General features: G+C 37.3%; 17 protein-coding genes and 1 riboswitch. Of the genes, 13 read left to right on the top strand and 4 right to left on the bottom strand.

Annotated elements, in window-relative coordinates:
• From coaE to FEZ08_RS08895, 5 genes are all read left to right on the top strand, one after another.
• On the top strand, positions 1-588 hold the full coding sequence (coaE, locus tag FEZ08_RS08875) for a dephospho-CoA kinase (RefSeq protein WP_138191503.1): 588 nt from the start codon (positions 1-3) through the stop codon (positions 586-588).
• 71 nt (positions 589-659) lie between these two features.
• Complete coding sequence (locus FEZ08_RS08880; RefSeq protein WP_138191505.1) at positions 660-1,958, top strand: DnaD domain protein; 1,299 nt, start codon at positions 660-662, stop codon at positions 1,956-1,958.
• Positions 1,959-1,972: 14 nt separating this feature from the next.
• A complete protein-coding gene (dnaI, locus tag FEZ08_RS08885) occupies positions 1,973-2,869 on the top strand; it encodes a primosomal protein DnaI (protein ID WP_138191507.1) in 897 nt (298 codons plus the stop codon).
• 397 nt (positions 2,870-3,266) lie between these two features.
• Positions 3,267-3,818, top strand: a complete 552-nt coding sequence (locus tag FEZ08_RS08890) for a DUF1062 domain-containing protein (RefSeq protein ID WP_138191509.1) — start codon at positions 3,267-3,269, stop codon at positions 3,816-3,818.
• Positions 3,819-3,890: 72 nt separating this feature from the next.
• A riboswitch (TPP riboswitch) is annotated at positions 3,891-3,996 on the top strand.
• A 240-nt stretch (positions 3,997-4,236) separates the two neighbouring features.
• Positions 4,237-4,797, top strand: coding sequence for an energy-coupled thiamine transporter ThiT (locus FEZ08_RS08895; RefSeq protein WP_138191511.1), 561 nt, complete (start codon positions 4,237-4,239; stop codon positions 4,795-4,797).
• A 71-nt stretch (positions 4,798-4,868) separates the two neighbouring features.
• Here the strand turns inward: FEZ08_RS08895 and FEZ08_RS08900 are convergent, their stop codons facing one another.
• Positions 4,869-5,246: a hypothetical protein gene (locus FEZ08_RS08900; RefSeq protein ID WP_138191513.1), complete on the bottom strand. Its 378-nt coding sequence runs from the start codon at positions 5,244-5,246 to the stop codon at positions 4,869-4,871.
• A 449-nt stretch (positions 5,247-5,695) separates the two neighbouring features.
• Positions 5,696-6,112 carry a hypothetical protein gene (locus FEZ08_RS08905; RefSeq protein WP_199288059.1) on the bottom strand — a complete coding sequence of 139 codons (417 nt, stop codon included), beginning with the start codon at positions 6,110-6,112 and terminating at the stop codon, positions 5,696-5,698.
• 282 nt (positions 6,113-6,394) lie between these two features.
• Here FEZ08_RS08905 and FEZ08_RS08910 point away from each other — a divergent pair, with 282 nt between their 5' ends.
• From FEZ08_RS08910 to FEZ08_RS08940, 7 genes are all read left to right on the top strand, one after another.
• Entirely contained in the window at positions 6,395-7,663 is a 1,269-nt protein-coding gene (locus FEZ08_RS08910) for a hypothetical protein (RefSeq protein ID WP_138191517.1), read from the top strand.
• Between the two features lie 183 nt (positions 7,664-7,846).
• Positions 7,847-8,746, top strand: a complete 900-nt coding sequence (locus FEZ08_RS08915; RefSeq protein WP_138191519.1) for a C39 family peptidase — start codon at positions 7,847-7,849, stop codon at positions 8,744-8,746.
• Positions 8,747-8,795: 49 nt separating this feature from the next.
• Positions 8,796-9,851 (top strand): hypothetical protein, encoded by a 1,056-nt coding sequence (locus tag FEZ08_RS08920; RefSeq protein WP_138191521.1) that lies wholly within the window; start codon positions 8,796-8,798, stop codon positions 9,849-9,851.
• A gap of 134 nt (positions 9,852-9,985) precedes the next feature.
• Complete coding sequence (locus tag FEZ08_RS08925; RefSeq protein ID WP_138191523.1) at positions 9,986-12,613, top strand: HAD-IC family P-type ATPase; 2,628 nt, start codon at positions 9,986-9,988, stop codon at positions 12,611-12,613.
• Between the two features lie 395 nt (positions 12,614-13,008).
• Positions 13,009-14,541 (top strand): DNA/RNA helicase domain-containing protein, encoded by a 1,533-nt coding sequence (locus tag FEZ08_RS08930; protein ID WP_171015008.1) that lies wholly within the window; start codon positions 13,009-13,011, stop codon positions 14,539-14,541.
• 610 nt (positions 14,542-15,151) lie between these two features.
• Positions 15,152-17,083 carry a threonine--tRNA ligase gene (thrS, locus tag FEZ08_RS08935; protein WP_138191527.1) on the top strand — a complete coding sequence of 644 codons (1,932 nt, stop codon included), beginning with the start codon at positions 15,152-15,154 and terminating at the stop codon, positions 17,081-17,083.
• Between the two features lie 109 nt (positions 17,084-17,192).
• Positions 17,193-17,798, top strand: a complete 606-nt coding sequence (locus FEZ08_RS08940) for a nitroreductase family protein (protein ID WP_138191528.1) — start codon at positions 17,193-17,195, stop codon at positions 17,796-17,798.
• An 80-nt stretch (positions 17,799-17,878) separates the two neighbouring features.
• Here the strand turns inward: FEZ08_RS08940 and FEZ08_RS08945 are convergent, their stop codons facing one another.
• Positions 17,879-18,322, bottom strand: coding sequence for a VOC family protein (locus FEZ08_RS08945; RefSeq protein WP_138191530.1), 444 nt, complete (start codon positions 18,320-18,322; stop codon positions 17,879-17,881).
• 151 nt (positions 18,323-18,473) lie between these two features.
• On the opposite strand from FEZ08_RS08945, the gene FEZ08_RS08950 reads away from it, so the two are divergent.
• Positions 18,474-18,830, top strand: a complete 357-nt coding sequence (locus FEZ08_RS08950; protein ID WP_138191532.1) for a hypothetical protein — start codon at positions 18,474-18,476, stop codon at positions 18,828-18,830.
• A 60-nt stretch (positions 18,831-18,890) separates the two neighbouring features.
• On the opposite strand, the gene FEZ08_RS08955 is transcribed toward FEZ08_RS08950, so the two are convergent.
• Positions 18,891-19,310, bottom strand: coding sequence for a pyridoxamine 5'-phosphate oxidase family protein (locus FEZ08_RS08955; RefSeq protein ID WP_138191534.1), 420 nt, complete (start codon positions 19,308-19,310; stop codon positions 18,891-18,893).
• Positions 19,311-19,394: the final 84 nt, after the last annotated feature.

Below are 19,394 nucleotides of genomic sequence, written 5' to 3' on the forward strand. Positions count from 1 at the left end.
ATGAAACGCGCTGTTATAGGTTTAACAGGGGGAATTGCTAGCGGCAAGACGACGGTAGCAAATATGCTTGAAGAATTTGGTTATTATGTGCTGGATAGCGACAAAATTGCTCACCAAGCAATGCATGATAGCAAAATAAAGAAGCAAATTGATGAGACTTTTGGAGATATTGCTTTTGATAGCAAAGGTGAGGTTGACCGAAAGTTTCTCGGGTCTGTTGTTTTTAAAGACCCAATCCAATTGGCAAAATTGAATAGTATTATTCATCCATATGTTTATCATCACTTAGAACATATGATTGCCAGTCGTCATAATGCGATTGTATTTGTTGATGTACCACTATTGTTTGAGGCAAAGTTTACAACGTTAACGGATAAGAATATTGTTGTTTATGCACCAAAAGAGATTCAAATTCAAAGATTAATGGATCGTAATGATTTTACTGAGGAACAAGCATTAGAACGTATCGAGGCGCAAATGCCGATTGATGAAAAACGTGATTTAGCTGATTTTGTTGTTGATAATAGCGGTCGGCTTATGGATACCCGTAAGCAGTTGTTGCATATGTTGCCGCATATTGCTGAGTAGACGAATAGACTTGTTTTTTAGAGCTGTTTTTCTTACAATAAAGATAAGTAAAAAGGAGTGAGAGCGATCATATGTTAAAAACGATAAGTCAAGTTGATACATATGAAATAAGAGCAGAGGGTGCGGTTAGTGATTTTGACCGACGCACGCTCTTTTTACTCTATCAACCAATTCTTGGCAATGAAGCATTGAGTGTTTATTTCACGCTTATGGAGCTTGCTGATAATCAAATTGATACCCATTATCAGTTGATAATGATTACGCAGATGTCAATGGCACAGTTAGTCAAAGCATGCGAAAGATTAGAGGCGTTGTCACTCCTTTACACATATGTTGCGCGAACTGATGAAACCCATATTTTATATGAGGTGAAGTTGCCGCAGGTACCGGGACAGTTTTTTGCCGATCCATTATTTTCAGCATTGCTTTATAGTTACACTGGTGCCAGCAGTTTTTATAAATTGCAAAATCAATTTGCACCGGTTCCGACAGTTGATATGCATGCTTACCGTGAAGTTACTGCTCGCTTTGATGATGTATTTGCTTTAGAACCATTGCAGATGGTACCGGATATTCAGGCGGTTGACGCCAAGAAAAAGCAAGTACGCGGTCAAACTCAGCTTAAAAACAGTGATTTCTCATTTGAAGTTATGTACGGTGCATTACCAGTCCAAATTTTCACAAGAGCAATGTTTACTCCGGCAACACTTGAACGCCTTGAGAAGATTGCTTATTTGTATCAAATTGATTCAGCAACTATGGCAAAAATTTTGTATGATGCTTACGATGTTATTCGTGAGGCTATTGATTTTGATCAAGTTGCTGAACTGGCACGTGAGTATAATCAATTACATTATGGTAAAAGTGACGCTAGGATTGTTGAGCAAGCAGAATCTTCAAAAACAATCACTCAGCCACAAGATGGATTGGAACGATTATTACAAATTTACCAGACAAATTCACCGTATATGTATCTGAAAAGTCGCTTGAAGCGTGAACCAAACCAATATGAGATGAATATTATTCACCTGATGATGAATGATTATAAATTTAATCCTGAAGTTATAAATGTGCTTTTCGATTATGTTCTTGGTTCGCAAGAAGAGATGGGTGGCACTAAGTTTACTAAGCCATATATTTCTGAAATAGCTAATCAATGGCAGCATAAACACATTCAAACTGCGAAGGCTGCATTAGAGGAAATTCAACAGTTCCGTAAACAAGCAGAGAATCGTTCTAAACCACGCAATGTTCAAAGTAAAGTTGCTTTATCAGATGATGAATATGTACCAAAGTATGATGAACCGAAGCAATCAGAAATTAATATTAGTGATGAAGAACTTGAAAATATTCTGAAGAATTTAAAATAGGGAGTAGTGGAAGTATGCAAAGTATCCAAGACGTGATGCCGAAAATAAAACCAAATGATGCAGTCAACCAATTGTTACAACAGGTTGTCAGCCAACCATTAGTACAAAAATTTATTGAGGCAAATCCTGGTATCTCAAAAGAACAAGTTACTTTGGCATTGCCAGTACTGCTTGATTATTTAAAATATCATGGTGTGTTTTTAAATGACGATGATGATACCAGCCACTTAGTTCCCGGCATGAGTGCGCGTCTGACATTTGATGGTATGGTAGAAATAGAACTATTCCCAAGTGAAGCCTATCGTCAAGAAATGATTGTTAAAAAATTCATTGAACATATGCATGTGCCAGAAAATTTATTAAAGGCCGAATTTAAAGACTGGACGACCGACCAAGTAAAAAATACACCTGCAGTTTTACAAACTTCAATTTTGTTAAATAACATCAATGAATCTAAAGGCCATACCGGTCTCTATATTTATGGAACATATGGGGTTGGAAAAACCCATTTGCTTGGTGCCATTGCTCACAATTTATTCGAAAAACGAATTCCTTCGATGATTGTTTTCTGGCCGGAGTTAATCCGTGAAATCAAGCAAGATTTCAGTCAGGCCGGCAGCATAGTTGATCGCTTAAAATATGTTGATGTCTTGATGATTGATGATATTGGTGCAGAAATGCAAAGTAGCTTTTCGCGAGATGAAATATTACTACCAATTCTTAACCACCGGATGAACCACAAGAAGCTTACATTCTTTACTTCGAATCTGTCAATGGATGAATTACGAACTCATTTTACGTACACGCAACGTGGTGATAAAGAACCATTGAAAGCTGAACGTATCATGGAACGTATCCGTAGCCTGGCAACACCAGTACAATTTACCGGTGAAAATCAGCGTAATAAATAATTTTTTTGAAAAAACTTAAAACCCAGCCCGGCAAACCCGGACTGGGTTTATTTTAATTTGACTTAAGAAAATAAATTGGTTACACTGAATATAGAAATGGAGGTTAGAAACCAATGGTACGATAACTGAATGACTTGTAACTGCAAATGAACAACTGCTTTGCCGTGTCAAAGCTTGTTTGGTTACAATGAAACAGACGTATCTGCTAATGGTTTATATCCTTCAACAGGCTTATTTAAGCTTCTTTTGAATGCTAAACACCGGAACAGAGTAACGTCTGTTCCGGTGTTTTTAATTTGAAGAAAAAGGAGCAAATATATGAGAAAAGTACTCGTTATGTGGAGTCCGCCATTTACAGCCTTTCTTATCGGGAATCTGGTTAAGAAAGGGAAACATTATGAAAACAATAGCTTGGGAGGTCACATTTTCAGGCCTGCCTAAAACATATAAATATTGCAAAAAGTGCAAAAGTAAAACTGAATATATATCATCAGAATTATTTCGCGTTAATGCTAATCAGAAGAATGTAGATGTATGGCTCATCTATCGCTGCAATAGCTGCAAATCAACTTGGAATATGCCGATTTATCAACGAATCAATCGGCTTAAACTTGAGCAGCAAGAGTTGGAGCAACTAATGAATAATGATTCAATAATCGCCAAGAAATATGCGATGGATTATTATTTACTGAAGCAGCAGGGCGCGGCACCGGAGGTGCCAGAGTTTAGTGTCAACGGCGATATGCCGAATGGCGAGACAGTGAACATTGTACTCACTGGTGAATATTATATGCCATTAAAAATAAGCAAAATTATTCGCAGGAAGTTGGGCCTTTCAACGCAAGCATACGCCGAGCTGATTGCTTCCGGAATGATTGTAAGCTGTGATGGTATAGATTTATATAAAGGTAAATTTATCCAGCCTACAACAATTATTATTAAAACTTAAAAGGGCTTGGCGATACTACCGCCAAGCCCTTTATATTGACTTTGGGAGCCAGTTTTGCCATAATATAAAGGAAGAGTCAAACAGGGGAGCATTTTGCTGAGAGTAGTTTGGTCAAACAAACTAGACCCTTTTACCTGATCTTGATAATGCAAGCGCAGGGAGTTTTGAAGTGATTAACGCTGACCGTGTTTTACTCTATTTGTATATGTATGAATAGAGTTTTTTTGTTTGCCTCTTTACAGACTAATGAAAAACGCCGCGCCCGTAGGAAGTACCCTTGGGGTGCAATCTTTGAAAATTGGCAAAAATTGCTCAATCACGTATGTTTAGATACGCTCAATCACAATTTTTGCCAATTTCCTTTGATTTCAAACGTTTTCAAATAGTCTGAAATAGATTTTTATTTGGGAGGTTTTGAATGATGATTCAAAATAAACGGATTGCCATGTTTGCTACCATGGGTGTATTGATGGCTTTGGCATTAGTGCTGGAATATGTCGACAAAACATTTTTAAGTTTTGCCTGGCTGCAAGGTGGTTCGATTTCAACATCAGCTTTCATTATTTTTGTAGTGGGTTGGCGGTATAAAGCTGCTGCCGGAGCATTGTTCGCCGGCGTGTATGGCTTTCTGACGTTCTATTTATTCGGTGGCACAATGTATTCGTTGATTCAGGTAGTACTTGAATACGGTTTGGCATTTATTGTGCTTGGTGTTATTGCCGGGCTGACACCGATGGGGACAAGCCGCTGGAAGCTGCCATATGTGATTGGCGGGATTTGGGTAGCTTGTGCGATACGTCTGCTGATTCATACTGTTGCGGGAATAATATTCTTTGCTGAGTATGCACCTGCCGGACAAGCAGTATGGCTGTACTCATTGACCTACAATGGTCTTTACATGGTGCCAAACGCGATTTTGTATACAGTATTAACAGTATTGTTATGGCCAACTTTAAATCGTTTAGCTAAGAGTGCTTAGGAAGAAAATAGAAAAAAGGCAATGCTTTATGCATTGCCTTTTTTAACTTTTATATCTATCTTCAACAAGCATTAGTTCTTTTTCATGAAACTAAGTGCAGTAAGAACTGTATAGAGAGCAGCAACAATTGTGAAAATATTTACCCAACCAATTAAAAATACGGATGCTAAAAGCGCAAGACCAGCGATTGCAGTTGAGTATTCATTTAAGTAGCGTGAAAACCCTCCAAGATGGGTGCTGATGAAGTTTGGTTCAAACTTCGCTCCGCTTGCTTGTAAACGCCAGCCGATGAACCCACCAAGGGCAGCCAATACAATAGCAACAACCATCATAATAGTAGGAAAAGCAGCAAAAGGATAACCGATAACCATATAAAATAGCATATCAAGAACTGCAAATGCAATAATAATAATTGCAGCGATTAAGTTTAAAAACATTAGTTTTTTCATAAATATAATTCCTCCGAGACATTTCAAAGTCAAATGTTTATTTTTAAAATTTTTATCTATTTTTAGATAGACATGCATATCTGTTTTTGCCGGCAGACAAAATAATAAACAATCAGTAAATGATTGTTTATTTTAAACTACAACAAGTAGTTATGGGATAATAATATCATTTAACCTACAGAGTGTCAATATAAAAAAACATTATACCTTATTTTTTTATAAAAGAAAGCAGGTTAATTACCATTGGTAAAATAAAGGCACCGCCAAATGTAATCAAAAAGCCAATAATAGTAATGATGATGAATAGAGAACTGAATATGTATTCATTATTACCAAACCATTGTAAGAGAAAGCCGGCAAACATATTGCCGAATATTATTAAGAGGCCAATGCGGTTGAGCCAACGGGATACTGGATTCCTAAAAGTATTCATAGTATTCAATCCTTTATTATTGCTTTAAGCCCAGATAGATAAATTGAGTTGGATCAGCAGGATTGCTGCCAAGGCTGATGACGTCGCCAACACGAGGTATTTGTAGTTTCGATACTAAAGTTTCCATTTGGTGTGCATATGGTTCACGTCCGGCTTGAATGACATTGAGCTGCAGAATGACAATTGGATCAAAGTTAACCAATTTACCGGTATCTTGAAGGGCGGTGACAGTTGCATAGGCAACTTCACCAAATGCTCCTTCCTCAGCAAGGGCAGCCATTTTTGCACCTTCAATGCTATTATTAATTTTATCGAGGTCATCTTTACCAACGAATGCTTTCATCATTAAGCCGCTTAAGCCTTTGTTAAGTGATTTTGAAGCCTCATCGATTTTTTCTGTTTTTGATTGTTCTTTTTTACCAAATAATTTCATGATAGAAATCTCCTTTAAAAATATTTTTTCAGCTGATGTGCCAAGTATAGCACTCTTGATTTTAGATGGTCAATGGTTTGGCGGAATACAATATTTGAGCTATTTTCAGCTGTTTAAGCAGATGTTTTAGGGATTTGTTTTGCTAAAAATTGTTTTCTGGCAAAATCCGTGGCGATTTTGCCAGAAGAGCGGGCTTGCAGTGATTTGATTTTGCTGATTTTCTGTGAAAATTTTTAGAAAAAGGATGAAATATGGTATACTGGTAGGGAGATTTTTAACGATTTGGGGCGAAGTTTTGTGCTGAAAGAGCGGATTAATTATTTGTGTGAGTTGCGAGGAATTGAGCGGAAAGATTTAGTTGAAGGGCTGGTAACTTTAACCCATTTTTCTAATATTTTAGCTGGGCGTTATCCCCTGCCGGATGATTTAGCCGTAGCATTAGCAACACGTTTGGAGGTTGCGCCGGAATATTTGCGTGACGCTGGTGATTGTTCAGATGAGGTTGTTGTTTTTGCTGAACAGATGGTTGAGCAATTGTTGTTGAATGGCTACAATAGCGCAAACATTGATGATTTGCCATATGTTCATAATGCTGTTTTGGTTGAATTAACAGCTCATTTGGTGCGAGCCACAACGGCAGTTATTTATCCGGAAATTGTTGTGAGTCAAGAGGAGCAACAATATTTACTGTTGCATATTGCTCAAAGTGAAATTGATGAATTACCTGATGCTTTGCAAAAAGCAGTACTTAGTTATCGATTATATGTTGCCCGCCGTGATCGGCTTCAAAATGAGGTTCTGACTTATTGTCGGCAATTACAGAAAATGACTTTTGCGAGCCCGTATGTTTGGATTCATTTGCTTGAGGTAGAGGTAGAAGCTTTACTATATGGCGGTTATGCTGAGGCGGCACAGGATTTACTGAAACGAGCAATTGGCCGTTGCTACTTTGAAGGACTTTATTATCATTTAACTCAGTTATACGTTATGTACAGTATTGGGTTTGTTAATATGCAATCATGGCAGAAAGCATTATATTATTTGGAAAAAGCCAAGGAGCAACTTGAGTTTACCGGTGAACACGCTGTAGCGTATAGTCATATTATTGCCAATAATAGTATTCAAATTCGTTTAAAGGCCGGTGAGTATGATGCAGCGATGCAGGAGATTGAAGCTTTGGAGGTGTTCCTAAAGCAAACTGATAATGCTACCGCTTTTGATGGGCAGATGCTGCTTGCTCGTTGTGAATTAGCTTTTAAGATGGGTAACTTTGAGCAGATGGCCGCGCTTCTTGATAGTACGGATGTCGCAGCCATGACTATTGAGCAACAGATGGCCGCAGCGTTTTATCGCAGCCAGTTAGCATACGAACAGGGGGATGAGGCAGCTTTTTTAATTGCTGCAGAACAGTGTCGGTTATATTTTGAACAGTTCTTCAATCGTGATCGATTGATTATCCTTTATTCTCAACTGGCGTCGCTGGCTAAAGAGAGTCGCCAATACAAACAAAGTTCTGAATATTTTGAGTATTTATGCCAGATTTTACAGTAGCAATTTAAAAACAGTAATGTGTGCGTTACTGTTTTTTTCTTTTCATAAAAATATCTTAAATTATGAATTAAATTAAAATTATCAAAACTATGGTAAATTTTGTGAAAATTAAGTATAATTATTATAAGCTATTTTCTATTTGGGAGTGAGGATGTAGCAATTAATTGAGGAGAGGTTGATTTTATGAAGAAAATTTTGATTATGTTTATGTGTGCAGCTTTATTTATAGTTGTCACGCCATTATCTGTTTATGCAGTAGATACAGTACCAACACTGGAAGAGATTATGGATTCATATCAGGTTGGTATTGATGAAGCTCGTAAGATTCAGGATGGAATGAAAAATGAGGAAGCATATTATAATGGGGAAGTAACGGTGCCGGATAAGCGACCATTATTGCGGAATGATGGCAACAGCAATAAAAATTATGAGGCCTTAAAGGAAGCTTATTCACAAGCATATCTTGCAGCAATGACAAGTGATGATACTACAGTATACAAAGAACTTGAAGCACAGTTTTTGGAATTGTTGCCAGTCGGTTATCGACCAAAATTAAAAGGAACTGCTATGGTTTCGATACCATTTTACCGACAACAAAATAGTTATTATTGTGGACCGGCAGCAGTTGCAATGGCTTTAGCAGCCAAAGGGAAATATTATAGTCAGTCCACTTTAGCCAGTAAGTCATGGCTTGAAACTGATGATTATGGTTATACGATTGGTCGATATATAAAGTATACATTGAATAATCTATTGGGCTTAGGAAGTTGGTATGTTTATAAAGAAGTGGATTGGGATGATCCGGCATGGTTAATCTCAAAATTAATTATTACCATTAGAGCCGGATATGTGCCGATTGTGGCGATTTATCAAAATGGAGATTCTAATACTGTTCTAAATGGTCACACAAAAGCTTATTTGCGGCATTTTATTCCGGTTTATGCTTATGCTGATAATGCAGGCTATTGGTACGCAGATTCAGCTTCTGGTTTAGGTGGACGGTTCGCTAATGTGCCGCAAAAATCTTATATCAATTGGAAAACATTATCATATTTAGTTTGGGGAGGTTCGATTACCTATTAAACGATTATTTTTTATTTTGATTAGCGGCTTATTTGTTTTATCAGGATGCATGGGACATAGTTTGAGTTATCAAACGGTGGTTTTACCAAGTGTTGAAGCTGATGTGAGTCAGTCGCCAAATATTTTTGATACTTTATGGCAGGATAAGAAATCGAGTAGGTTTAATCCTGGCGAGTGGTCAGCTATTGCTGAGGTACCAATAGATAATGCCGGTAATTTGTTGCTGGGATTGATGGGTGAGGAAAAAGCCGAACTGAAACTGTATAATGTGATGAGCCAGCAAGAAAGGATAATTGACAGTATAAGCAATGAATACTATTATGCTTATGCTGGTTCAGATGACCGCTATATGGTTTACTATACGTACAAAACGATGCAAAGCATAGCAGTTCCGGTTACCTATAAAATCATTGACTTGGAGTCTTTTAATGTTATTACTGCCGATATTTCTAGCATCTCAATAAATACAGATACAGTATATATTGATACACGAGTGTCGTTGCATGAAGATAAAATGTATTTTGAAGTGAATTGCCGTGAACCAAAGGTGAATGGCAATAAGGTAGAGGATTATGGAATCTCGATTTATTCATTTGATTTGCAAAGTGAGAATTTTGCGGAGGTTATGATTGATGCTGCCAGTCCGAGTGCAACTGCAGAGGGTATTTATTATTTGCAGGCTGCCAATGATGGTAGTGCAACATTATTTTTGCAGGATTGGAGCGGCAAAACAATTCAATACTTTAATAATGTTATTCAATATAGTGTGTATGATCAAGCTATTATTTGGATTGAAGCAGTTGAAAATAGTAGTATTCAGCGCAATATGAACTTTTTCCAAAATGGGATAAATAAAGTTCTTTATACCAGTGATAATTTTTATTTTTGGGATGTTCGTTATAATGGCACCTATGTTACTTGGCAGCAGTCTTCTGCACCATTGTATATTTACGATATTGCCAGTGAATCTTTTTATCAAGTCAGCGATAAAAGCGGGGCACGCTACGCAATCGCATCGGAAAACTATTTATATTGGTTTGAAATAACCCGTCAGGGTGAAATAAAGGATGACGTTGATACAGAGATTGTTTTTGTGGCATTATGAGAAGTTGAAAAAGGCCGGAGCTTGATGCTTCGGCCTTTTTATGTTTTTCAATAACATAATTTACGAGTATATCCTTTGAAAATCGCAAAAAACTGTGTTAGTTTTTATTTATAATGGTGGACGGAGGGGTTACTATGAAATGGTATCAGGAAACAAGTTCAGATGTTATTAATGAGGTGAAGTCGGATGTAAGCGGGCTCAAGGCGGTTGATCGTGAGCAACGTTTTATTGAAGATGGACCTAATGAGTTAACAAAGAAGAAGGAAGACAGTGAAATAAAGAAGTTTTTGCTGCACTTTAATGATTTGCTTATTTATGTGTTGATTGGCGCTGGTATTTTAAAGGCGGTTGTTGGTTCATATATTGATATGACAATTATTTTTGCCGTAGTTATTATTAATGCTTTGATTGGGTATGTGCAGGAGCGCAAGGCTACAAGTTCTTTGAGCGGATTGAATGAGCTTTTGAGTGAAAAAACGACAATTTTAGTGAATGGCGAGAAGCGGGTTGTTGATTCAAATACATTGGTAGTTGGTGATATTGTTCTGTTGACACCGGGAAATATTGTTCCCGCTGACTTGCGAATTATTGATTCATATAGTCTGGTTGTTGAGGAAGCGATATTAACCGGTGAGTCAACACCGGTTAATAAGGTGAGCGAAGCGATTATGGCGGAAGCCGATTTAGGCGACCGTATTAATATTGCTTTTTCGGGAACGCTGGTAAACAGTGGTAACGGGAAAGGGATTGTTATTGCTACCGGTGATGATACTGAGCTCGGTAAAATCAGTCAGCATTTAAATAATGTGACCAAAGCGGAGACGCCATTGATTCGTAAGATGAATCAATTGAATAAGCAGATTTTTTATATTTTGCTTGTGCTTATGGCATTCTTGTTTGTATTTAGTTTCTTCTTTAGAAGCTATACTGGTACGGAGTTAGTAGCTGCTATGATTGCTTTAGCGGTTTCAGCAGTACCGGAGGGCTTGCCTGCGGTGCTGTCGATTATTTTATCAGTTGGTGTGACGCGCATGGCAGTTAAGAAGGCAATTATCAAAAAGATGCCTGCAGTAGAGACGCTTGGTAGTATGAGTGTTATTTGTTCTGATAAGACTGGTACTTTGACTAAAAATGAGATGACGGTTTTGTCAGTGATTACCAGGGATGAGGTTATGCATTTTGCGGATACTTCTGAGGTGAGTGATATTTATGATGTGAATGTTAATGATGCACGGATGAAGTTGATTGAGACAGCGTTGTATTGTAATGATACTAAGATTGATTACCATAATGGTAAACGTGAAGTTATTGGTAATCCGACTGAGGGTGCACTTTTGGAATTCGCTAATCAGGTTTGTTTGGAACGCAATGAACATTTGTTGTATAAGATTCCTTTTGATTCAACGTATAAGTATATGGCAGTTTTAGTAGAAGTTGACGGGCAGAAATTCATTTATATGAAAGGGGCGCCCGATGTTGTTTTAGAAATGACGGCGAGTCAGTTGGAGGCTGGGAAGTCGACAGCAATTGATACGGTTTACTGGGAGCAAGAGATTACTCGGCACGCTGAGATGGGACAACGGATGTTGGCGGCGGCATATAAAGAAATGCCGGCTGATTGTGAGAGCATTAGCCATAAAGACTTAGCAAATGGGTTAGTATTAGTTGGCTTGTATGGCATTATTGATCCGCCTAAGAAAGAGGCGATTATTGCTACGGCAATTTGTCATGAAGCGGGAATCAATGTAAAAATGATTACTGGTGACCACCGCGATACTGCGGTTGCGATTGCTAAGGAAATTGGTTTAGAACATTATAATAATGCAATTATTGGTAGTGAGATTGAAGCTTTAAGTGACCAAGAGTTGCAGCAAGTCGTTCAAGATCATGATGTTTTTGCCAGAACGACACCGGAGCATAAGCTGCGTTTAGTTCAAGCAATCCAAGCGAACGGGCAAATTGTTGGTATGACTGGTGATGGTGTTAATGATGCACCGGCACTGAAAAAAGCCGATATTGGTATTGCTATGGGTATTAAGGGAACGCAAGTGACGAAAGATGCCGCCGATATGATTTTGGCTGATGATAACTTTGCAACTATTGCTGAGGCGGTACAAGAAGGTCGCCGGGTATATGATAATTTAAAGAAAACAATTTTCTTTGCATTACCGACTGCGTTTGCTCAAGGGCTGTTAGTTGTTATTGCGTTGTTGGCTGATATTGCACTACCGCTTACTTCTATCCAAATATTATGGTTGAATATGGTGACAACAATTACTTTGTCGTTTGCGCTTGGTTTTGAGCCGCTGGCAGCGAATGCAATGAAGCGGCCGCCGCGCGATCCGAATGAAAGAATTTTAAATGGCTATGCTATTTTCCGGATTGTATATGTTTCGTTGTTGATAGCCGGATTTGGCTTTGCTATCAATGAGTTCTTGTTGATGAGCGGGGCGCCAACGGCGGTTATTCAAACGACGTTGTTGAATACAATCGTATTCGGGCAAGCATTCTACATGATTAATTGCCGCGATATTATTAAGTTTTCAATTAATAAGTCAATTCTTAAAAACCGCGTGTTATGGATTTCATTGGTAATTTTAGTAGTGTTGCAAATCTTAATTGTTATGGTTCCGGCATTGAATTTTGTGCTTGGTACTGCTGCTATTGGATTTGGGAATCTTGCTTTGGCGGCACTCAGTGGTTTACTTATCTTCGTTATTGTTGAAGTTGAAAAACTAGTGACGAGAACATTTTTTAATTAATGACAGGAAATAGAAAGTTATAAAAAAAGCGGTGAACGCCTTGATTAAGGCGTTCACCGCTTTTGCTGTTTATTCAATTGTATATGGACTAACAATTTCACCATAAAAGGCAGTGTGATAATCTTTAATAGCTCTGTGAGTATTGTCTACATATTTAAGGGCGAATTGTTCATTGTCGATTATACTAAGTTCTTGTTTATAAATGATTTTGTACTCGAGAATGTGTGGCAGTTCAGCGAGGTCAAGGACTGATATTATGTTAGATTGGATTAATGTGAAACCAAAAACTACTGCAGAAAGAAATAGCTGTTATGAAACTCCTTTTTATTATTATGAATCTTTGATAGAATAATATTAAATTCAATAGGATAATAATATTAAGTGGGGTCATGAAGATGAGTAAAAATTTTGATTTGGATAGTTTGATTAATGCTAATGATTCTGATAATGCGGACTTATTGCAATCATTTATCAAGCTTATAGATAATAATTATTCATATGATGGAAAGAACCCGATTAAACCTGAAGAAATTGCAGGGTTAGTTTCATTTGCTAAAAAGAGTAAAAATATATTTAGTAAAGTAAAACGTGAAGGATATTTTATGCACAGTTTAATAATGCATGGAGTTAGAGAAGAATTCGATATCCTGCGATTTAGTGCTAAATCAGTTTTTAACTTAGAACTAAAAAGTAAGCTCCCTAAAAATGGAGTTGAGATGATTAAAGGGCAAATGCAAAGACACAGTCATTTACTGTCTATTTTATCAAAACGAATAACTGTCTGCACATACATAACAAAGACAGAGCAATTATTTTTTTTGAATACTGACAATGAGCTTGAGTTAATTACATTCGAAGAATTATCTAAAAAAATTGATGAAGACTTTGTAAATCAAAATGAGCTAGAGAATATTGATTCTACTGATTTAATTATTTCTCCCTACTCACAACCAAAAGAATTTGCAGAGCATAATTATTTTTTAACGGATGAACAGAAACAAATAAAAACATTGATATTGAATGATTCAGCAAATAGAATTGGAATTACTGGAGGTCCCGGAACTGGGAAGTCTTTATTGCTATTCGATATAGCCGTAGAGTTAAAAAGAATTGGATATTCATGCCTTATTGTTTTTTGTGGAAATTTACCAGAGGCAGAAGATATAACAACTCACATAGGGATTGATGTTATTCCAATAAAAAGATTAACTTCAGCAATTATTGAGAGTAAAGATGTGCTTTTATACGATGAAGCTCAAAGAATATATCCCTTAGATTTTAACGTTATTCAAGAAATAAAAGGTAAAAAAATTATTTTATCAGTTGACAATCAGCAAACACTTCACATTAGTGAAAAAAACCGAAACATACAAAAATTTATCGAAGACAATAGCGATTATCAGATTCATACCTTAAAAAGGAAAATACGAATTGATGCTGAGATGAGTACGTTTATAAAACTCCTGCTAAATAAAAGTGCTCGAAATATACAACCTGCTGCATTTTCTAAAATATCAGTATCCTATTTTGAAAATGATGAGGATGCCTTTGCACATATTGAAAACAAATGCCATAATGAAGGTTATGTTTCAATTGAACTTACTGAATATGAAACGAAAAGTAGCCGAGTTATTAAGTGTAAACATTTTTTTGACGATTCATTTTCTACCCATGATGTAGTTGGACGCGAATATAAAAATGTATTAGTATGTCTAAACAGACATTATTATTATGAAGAAACTGAACTAAGTCGTGGTCTGTTAAAATATAATAATCCCGATTATTATCCGCATCACGAGATATCGTGCACATTTCAGGCATTAACAAGAGTAAAGAATAAATTGCATTTAGTCATAATTAAAAATCCGGAAGTATTCATTAAGGTTCAAGAAATACTGACAATGAATAAGGATAAATTGAATGCTTGATAATGGAGAACCAAAAGCATACACTAGTTAGTTAAATAATTCATATATAAATAGATAGGCAAAGTGGGTGTTAAATTAAATAAATTTGTTAAAAAGCAATTCATCTAACTAAGAGAGAGTACTCCTGCAGTTAATATTCTTTCATTGTAGAATTTATAGAAACAGTAAGTTATGTTCTTAATAACTAATAAAGATTTCTTTTGTCTAAAAATTTTAAAATTAGTAGACAAATTTAGTGAAAGTTTTGTTAATATAAATAAGAAGTGCTTTACAATAAAATTATGACACCAGAAAATAATTTCTTTGACAAAGTGTAGGCAATTGGCTACAATATATACATATAATAAATGCGTATGGATAAAGGATACGATTAATGTTGTCACTGTTATAGAGACGCGCGCCATGGCTGGAAGTGTGCGATATACAATGTTGGTTACTCCCTTTAGAGCAGGGCTCGAAAGAGATTCCCGGTTTTTATGAATGACCGTTATCAATTCGAAAGTGTGTGAGACGATATGTTTTACAAATTAAGGTGGTACCGCGGAGTTGCTTCGTCCTTGTAGTTGAAGGATTGAGGTAGCTCCTTTTTTGATTTTTGGAGGTTGGATGTATGTCTAAAGTGATGATTACGTTTCCGGATGGGAACCAGAAAGAATTTGATGCCGGGGTGAGTGTGGCGGCGATAGCCGGCAGTATTTCACCGGGGCTTAAGAAGCGTTCGGTGGCAGGAATTGTCAACGATGAGCTGTATGATTTTAATCGCCCGATTTTGGTGGATAGCACAGTGCAGATTATTACTAATGATATGCCGGAGGCGTTTGCGGTGTTGAATCATTCGACAGCGCATTTGCTGGCGCAGGCAGTGAAGCGCTTGTTCCCCGAGGCGAAGTTTGGGGTGGGACCGGCGATTGAGGAAGGTTTCTACTACGATATTGATTCCGGTGATGTGAAGATTACTGAGGAGGATTTACCTCGCATTGAAGCAGAGATGAAGAAAGTGGCTGGCGAGAAGTTTGAAATGGTTCGGCGCGAGGTGTCTCGTGATGAAGCATTACGGATTTTTGCAGGTGATCAGTATAAGCTGGAACTTATTGAGGCGATTCCTGATGGCGAGGTTATTACTGTTTATTCACAAGGCGAGTTTACTGATTTGTGTGCCGGTGGGCATGTTGGTTGGACAAATTTAATTAAGCATTTTAAGTTGTTGTCTATTGCTGGCGCATACTGGCGCGGTGATTCTAACAATGTGCAGTTGCAACGGATTTATGGTACTGCTTGGTTTTCTAAGGAAGATTTGGAGCAGCATTTGCAAATTCTTGAGGAGCGGCGTGAGCGCGACCATCGTAAGATTGGTAAGGAACTTGAGTTATTTACTTTTAATGATTTAGCCGGTAAGGGTTTAGCAATGTGGTTGCCGAATGGTGCAGCGATTCGTCGTGAACTTGAGCGATATATTGTTGATATGGAGTTGAAATCTGGGTATCAGCATGTGTATACACCAGTTATGGGCTCAGTTGATTTATATAAAACTTCAGGGCATTGGGATCATTATCATGAAGACATGTTCCCGGTTATGGAGATGGAGAATGAAGAATTGGTGTTACGGCCAATGAACTGTCCGCATCATATGATGATTTATGGTGTGAAGCCGCGTTCTTATCGTGAGTTACCAATTCGTATCGGTGAGCTTGGGACAATGCATCGTTATGAAAAGTCTGGTGCTTTAACTGGTTTGGAGCGGGTTCGCGGAATGTGCTTAAATGATGCCCATTTATTCGTTCGTCCTGATCAAATTGCTGAGGAGTTTAAAAAGGTTTTAGACTTAATCCATAAAGTGTATGCTGATTTGGATATTACTCCAACATATTATCGTTTGTCACTACGTGATCCGGAAAATAAGGATAAATATTTTGATGATGACGCGATGTGGGAACAATCACAAGCAATGTTGCGCGATGTTTTAGTTGATGCCGGTGTTGCATTCGTTGAAGCTGAAGATGAAGCCGCATTTTATGGTCCTAAATTAGATATTCAAGTAAAAAGTGCAATTGGGCATGAGTTTACATTATCAACTGTTCAACTAGACTTCTTATTACCGGAAAAGTTTGATTTAACTTATATCGGTGAAGATGGTAACAAACATCGTCCGGTTGTTATTCACCGTGGCGTTATTTCAACTATGGAGCGGATGACTGCATATCTTATTGAAGAATATAAAGGAGCGTTCCCATTATGGTTGGCACCAACACAAATTGTTGCCGTTCCAGTTAACAATGGTATCCACGGGGAGTATGTGCAAAGTATTTTTGAAGAGCTCAACGAACTTGGCATTCGCGTAGGTGTTGATAACCGTGAAGAAAAAATGGGTTACAAAATCCGTGAAGCACAGGTTGGTAAAGTACCGTTCACGTTAGTAATCGGTGATAAGGAAATGGAAAACAACCAAATTACTTATCGAAAATATGGAACTGAGCAATCAGTGACAATTGATCGAGCAGACTTCATTCCGTTTATTTTGCAGCAAATTGCTGAGAAAAAATAGTGAAAAATCCGTTGTTTTAGGACAACGGATTTTTTTCTGAGCATATCGCAAGCATTTATCACTAATTAGTGATAATATATGGTTGTAACCAATTAGGAGGTTTTTAAAAATGAGTATTGAAACAAAAACATTAAAAGAAGCAATTCGTGAGCGTCGCTCAATCCACAGCTTAACAAAAAAAGCTGGCGTAGACCAAGCGTACTTAGACAAAATTATTGAAACTGTGCGTTATGCACCAAGTGCATTCAATATGCAGAGTACTCGAATGGTTGTTTTACTAAACGAAAAACATGAACAATTCTGGGATATGGTAACAAAAACTTTAGAAGCAGTAACTCCTGCAGAGCATTTCCCAAGCACATTAGAAAAAATGCAAGGATTCAAAGGTGGAAACGGAACAATTCTTTTCTTTGAAGACCAAGCAGTTGTTGAAGGCTATATGGAACAAGCGCCATTATATGCATCAAACTTCCCTGGATGGTCATTACAAGGTGATGCAATTATGCAATATGCAATGTGGCTGTCATTAACAAGTGAAGGATTCGGCGTATCAATCCAGCACTACAATCCATTAATTGATAATCAAGTACAAGAAATGTATGGCGTACCTGGAAACTGGACACTAATCGCACAAATGCCATTTGGTGAACCAAATAATACCCCAGGCGAAAAAACATTCTTACCACTTGATGATGTAGTAACATTTGTTCAATAAAAAAAACGGTCTCAAGGCAACCCTTGAGACCGTTTTAAACCGAGACGGAGCTGAACTCCGTCTCGGTTTTTCTTTGTCAATTATTTATAAGTAAAATAGTAATCATCTTCAGCTACATTGACTTGCCAAGTAATACCGAACTTATCTTTAAGAGCACCATATAGTGGTGACCATGATACTTCCATTAGCGGCATAATGACTTGACCACCTGCTGCCAGATTGTTGAAATATTTCTCAGCTAAAACTTTATCTTTGATAACAATTGAAACACAGAAATTATTCCCGGGTGTAAAAGTCATACCCATACCTTCAGGAACATCGGAAAGCATAATCATACCGCCGGCAAATTTTACCGAAGCATTTGCTATCAATGCTTTAGTAGCTTCATCCATCGGAAATTCTGAATCCTCAGGTAATTCACCTAAAGTCATTATACGAACATCGTAGCCATCAAGCGCTTCCTCATAGAATTTAACTGCTTCGCGACTCTCGGTTTTAAAGTTTAAATATGCGATAACTGCCATAATTTATCAACCTCTCCTTTATAAGATAGCTAAAATATAACACGAGTGGCTGAAAAAAGACAGCAGAATGATTTATAAAATGCAATTTCATTGAAGCACACTTTTTTTCGTACTATAATGAAGAAAATATAACAATGAGAGCAGTGGAAAAATGCCGGAAATTTATGAGCAAATTAATCAGTTAATCAGCAACATCACCGGAGTACATGGAAAAGAATATACTATTGGTAAGTTTACCGGGTTGGGCTGGCTGAATTTTCATTATGTTTGCAGTACTTACGATGGACCATACCCGCGAATTTCACTAAAACAATATGAGAAAACAGTAAATGTTTATTATGCGCTTTGGGAAGATGGACAAGGCGTTGTTGAAGGCTATAAAGATGTTTTCGGTAAAAGTAACGTTGGCAAAAATTGCATCCGCATCCGTAAGTTGGATGAGCAAAAAATTGCCGCGCTGGAAGAGTTGACTCGCATTGCGCTTACTAAAGGAACGGAAACTATATAGTTTTTTGAGAAAATTTGAAGGCTCCGGAACCACAGGTTCCGGAGCCTTCTTAGTTTTAAATTAAAGTGTACCATGTACCTCTTGCCAGTCCACTAACAAATTATACTTTTCGGTAGTGAATTTTAGCACGCAATATGCAGGATCATCATAGCCACTGAAGTGATTAGTTAATCCGCCATACCACATCTCTTTTTTGATTTGCGGATCGGTAATAATTTCAATCGTACCAGTCAGGGTAATGTTATACTCTGGTGAATTAAAACAAACACTAGCCTTATTACATTTTTTTATCCGGCTGACTTTGGGGCTCAATTGTCCGGTGCAAAAAGTTATCCAGTTAACACCATCAGCCTTTGAGGCAGTAATTGTTGATACAGTTGGGCCGCCATCAAAATCGATTAATCCCAAAGTGCAGTAGGTGCCTTCGCCAGAATGTTCTTCGATAATTGCTCCGGCCTTTTCCAAAATCTTTTCATTCATTTTCTTTACCTCCACAAGTAAAATGTTTATTTATATTCATTATATACTTAATTTTATCTTGCGCCAAACATTATTTTGGTAATT

This window comes from Culicoidibacter larvae, from assembly GCF_005771635.1.
Taxonomy (GTDB): Bacteria; Bacillota_I; Bacilli_A; order Culicoidibacterales; family Culicoidibacteraceae; genus Culicoidibacter; species Culicoidibacter larvae.

What these genes read in the sequence shown, in the direction of transcription:
- coaE (WP_138191503.1), top strand. Translation starts at nt 1, where the DNA reads ATGAAACGCGCTGTTATAGGTTTAACAGGGGGAATTGCTAGCGGCAAG.
- FEZ08_RS08880 (WP_138191505.1), top strand. Translation starts at nt 660, where the DNA reads ATGTTAAAAACGATAAGTCAAGTTGATACATATGAAATAAGAGCAGAG.
- dnaI (WP_138191507.1), top strand. Translation starts at nt 1,973, where the DNA reads ATGCAAAGTATCCAAGACGTGATGCCGAAAATAAAACCAAATGATGCA.
- FEZ08_RS08890 (WP_138191509.1), top strand. Translation starts at nt 3,267, where the DNA reads ATGAAAACAATAGCTTGGGAGGTCACATTTTCAGGCCTGCCTAAAACA.
- FEZ08_RS08895 (WP_138191511.1), top strand. Translation starts at nt 4,237, where the DNA reads ATGATGATTCAAAATAAACGGATTGCCATGTTTGCTACCATGGGTGTA.
- FEZ08_RS08900 (WP_138191513.1), bottom strand. Translation starts at nt 5,246, where the DNA reads ATGAAAAAACTAATGTTTTTAAACTTAATCGCTGCAATTATTATTATT.
- FEZ08_RS08905 (WP_199288059.1), bottom strand. Translation starts at nt 6,112, where the DNA reads ATGAAATTATTTGGTAAAAAAGAACAATCAAAAACAGAAAAAATCGAT.
- FEZ08_RS08915 (WP_138191519.1), top strand. Translation starts at nt 7,847, where the DNA reads ATGAAGAAAATTTTGATTATGTTTATGTGTGCAGCTTTATTTATAGTT.
- FEZ08_RS08920 (WP_138191521.1), top strand. Translation starts at nt 8,796, where the DNA reads ATGGGACATAGTTTGAGTTATCAAACGGTGGTTTTACCAAGTGTTGAA.
- FEZ08_RS08925 (WP_138191523.1), top strand. Translation starts at nt 9,986, where the DNA reads ATGAAATGGTATCAGGAAACAAGTTCAGATGTTATTAATGAGGTGAAG.
- FEZ08_RS08930 (WP_171015008.1), top strand. Translation starts at nt 13,009, where the DNA reads ATGAGTAAAAATTTTGATTTGGATAGTTTGATTAATGCTAATGATTCT.
- thrS (WP_138191527.1), top strand. Translation starts at nt 15,152, where the DNA reads ATGTCTAAAGTGATGATTACGTTTCCGGATGGGAACCAGAAAGAATTT.
- FEZ08_RS08940 (WP_138191528.1), top strand. Translation starts at nt 17,193, where the DNA reads ATGAGTATTGAAACAAAAACATTAAAAGAAGCAATTCGTGAGCGTCGC.
- FEZ08_RS08945 (WP_138191530.1), bottom strand. Translation starts at nt 18,322, where the DNA reads ATGGCAGTTATCGCATATTTAAACTTTAAAACCGAGAGTCGCGAAGCA.
- FEZ08_RS08950 (WP_138191532.1), top strand. Translation starts at nt 18,474, where the DNA reads ATGCCGGAAATTTATGAGCAAATTAATCAGTTAATCAGCAACATCACC.
- FEZ08_RS08955 (WP_138191534.1), bottom strand. Translation starts at nt 19,310, where the DNA reads ATGAATGAAAAGATTTTGGAAAAGGCCGGAGCAATTATCGAAGAACAT.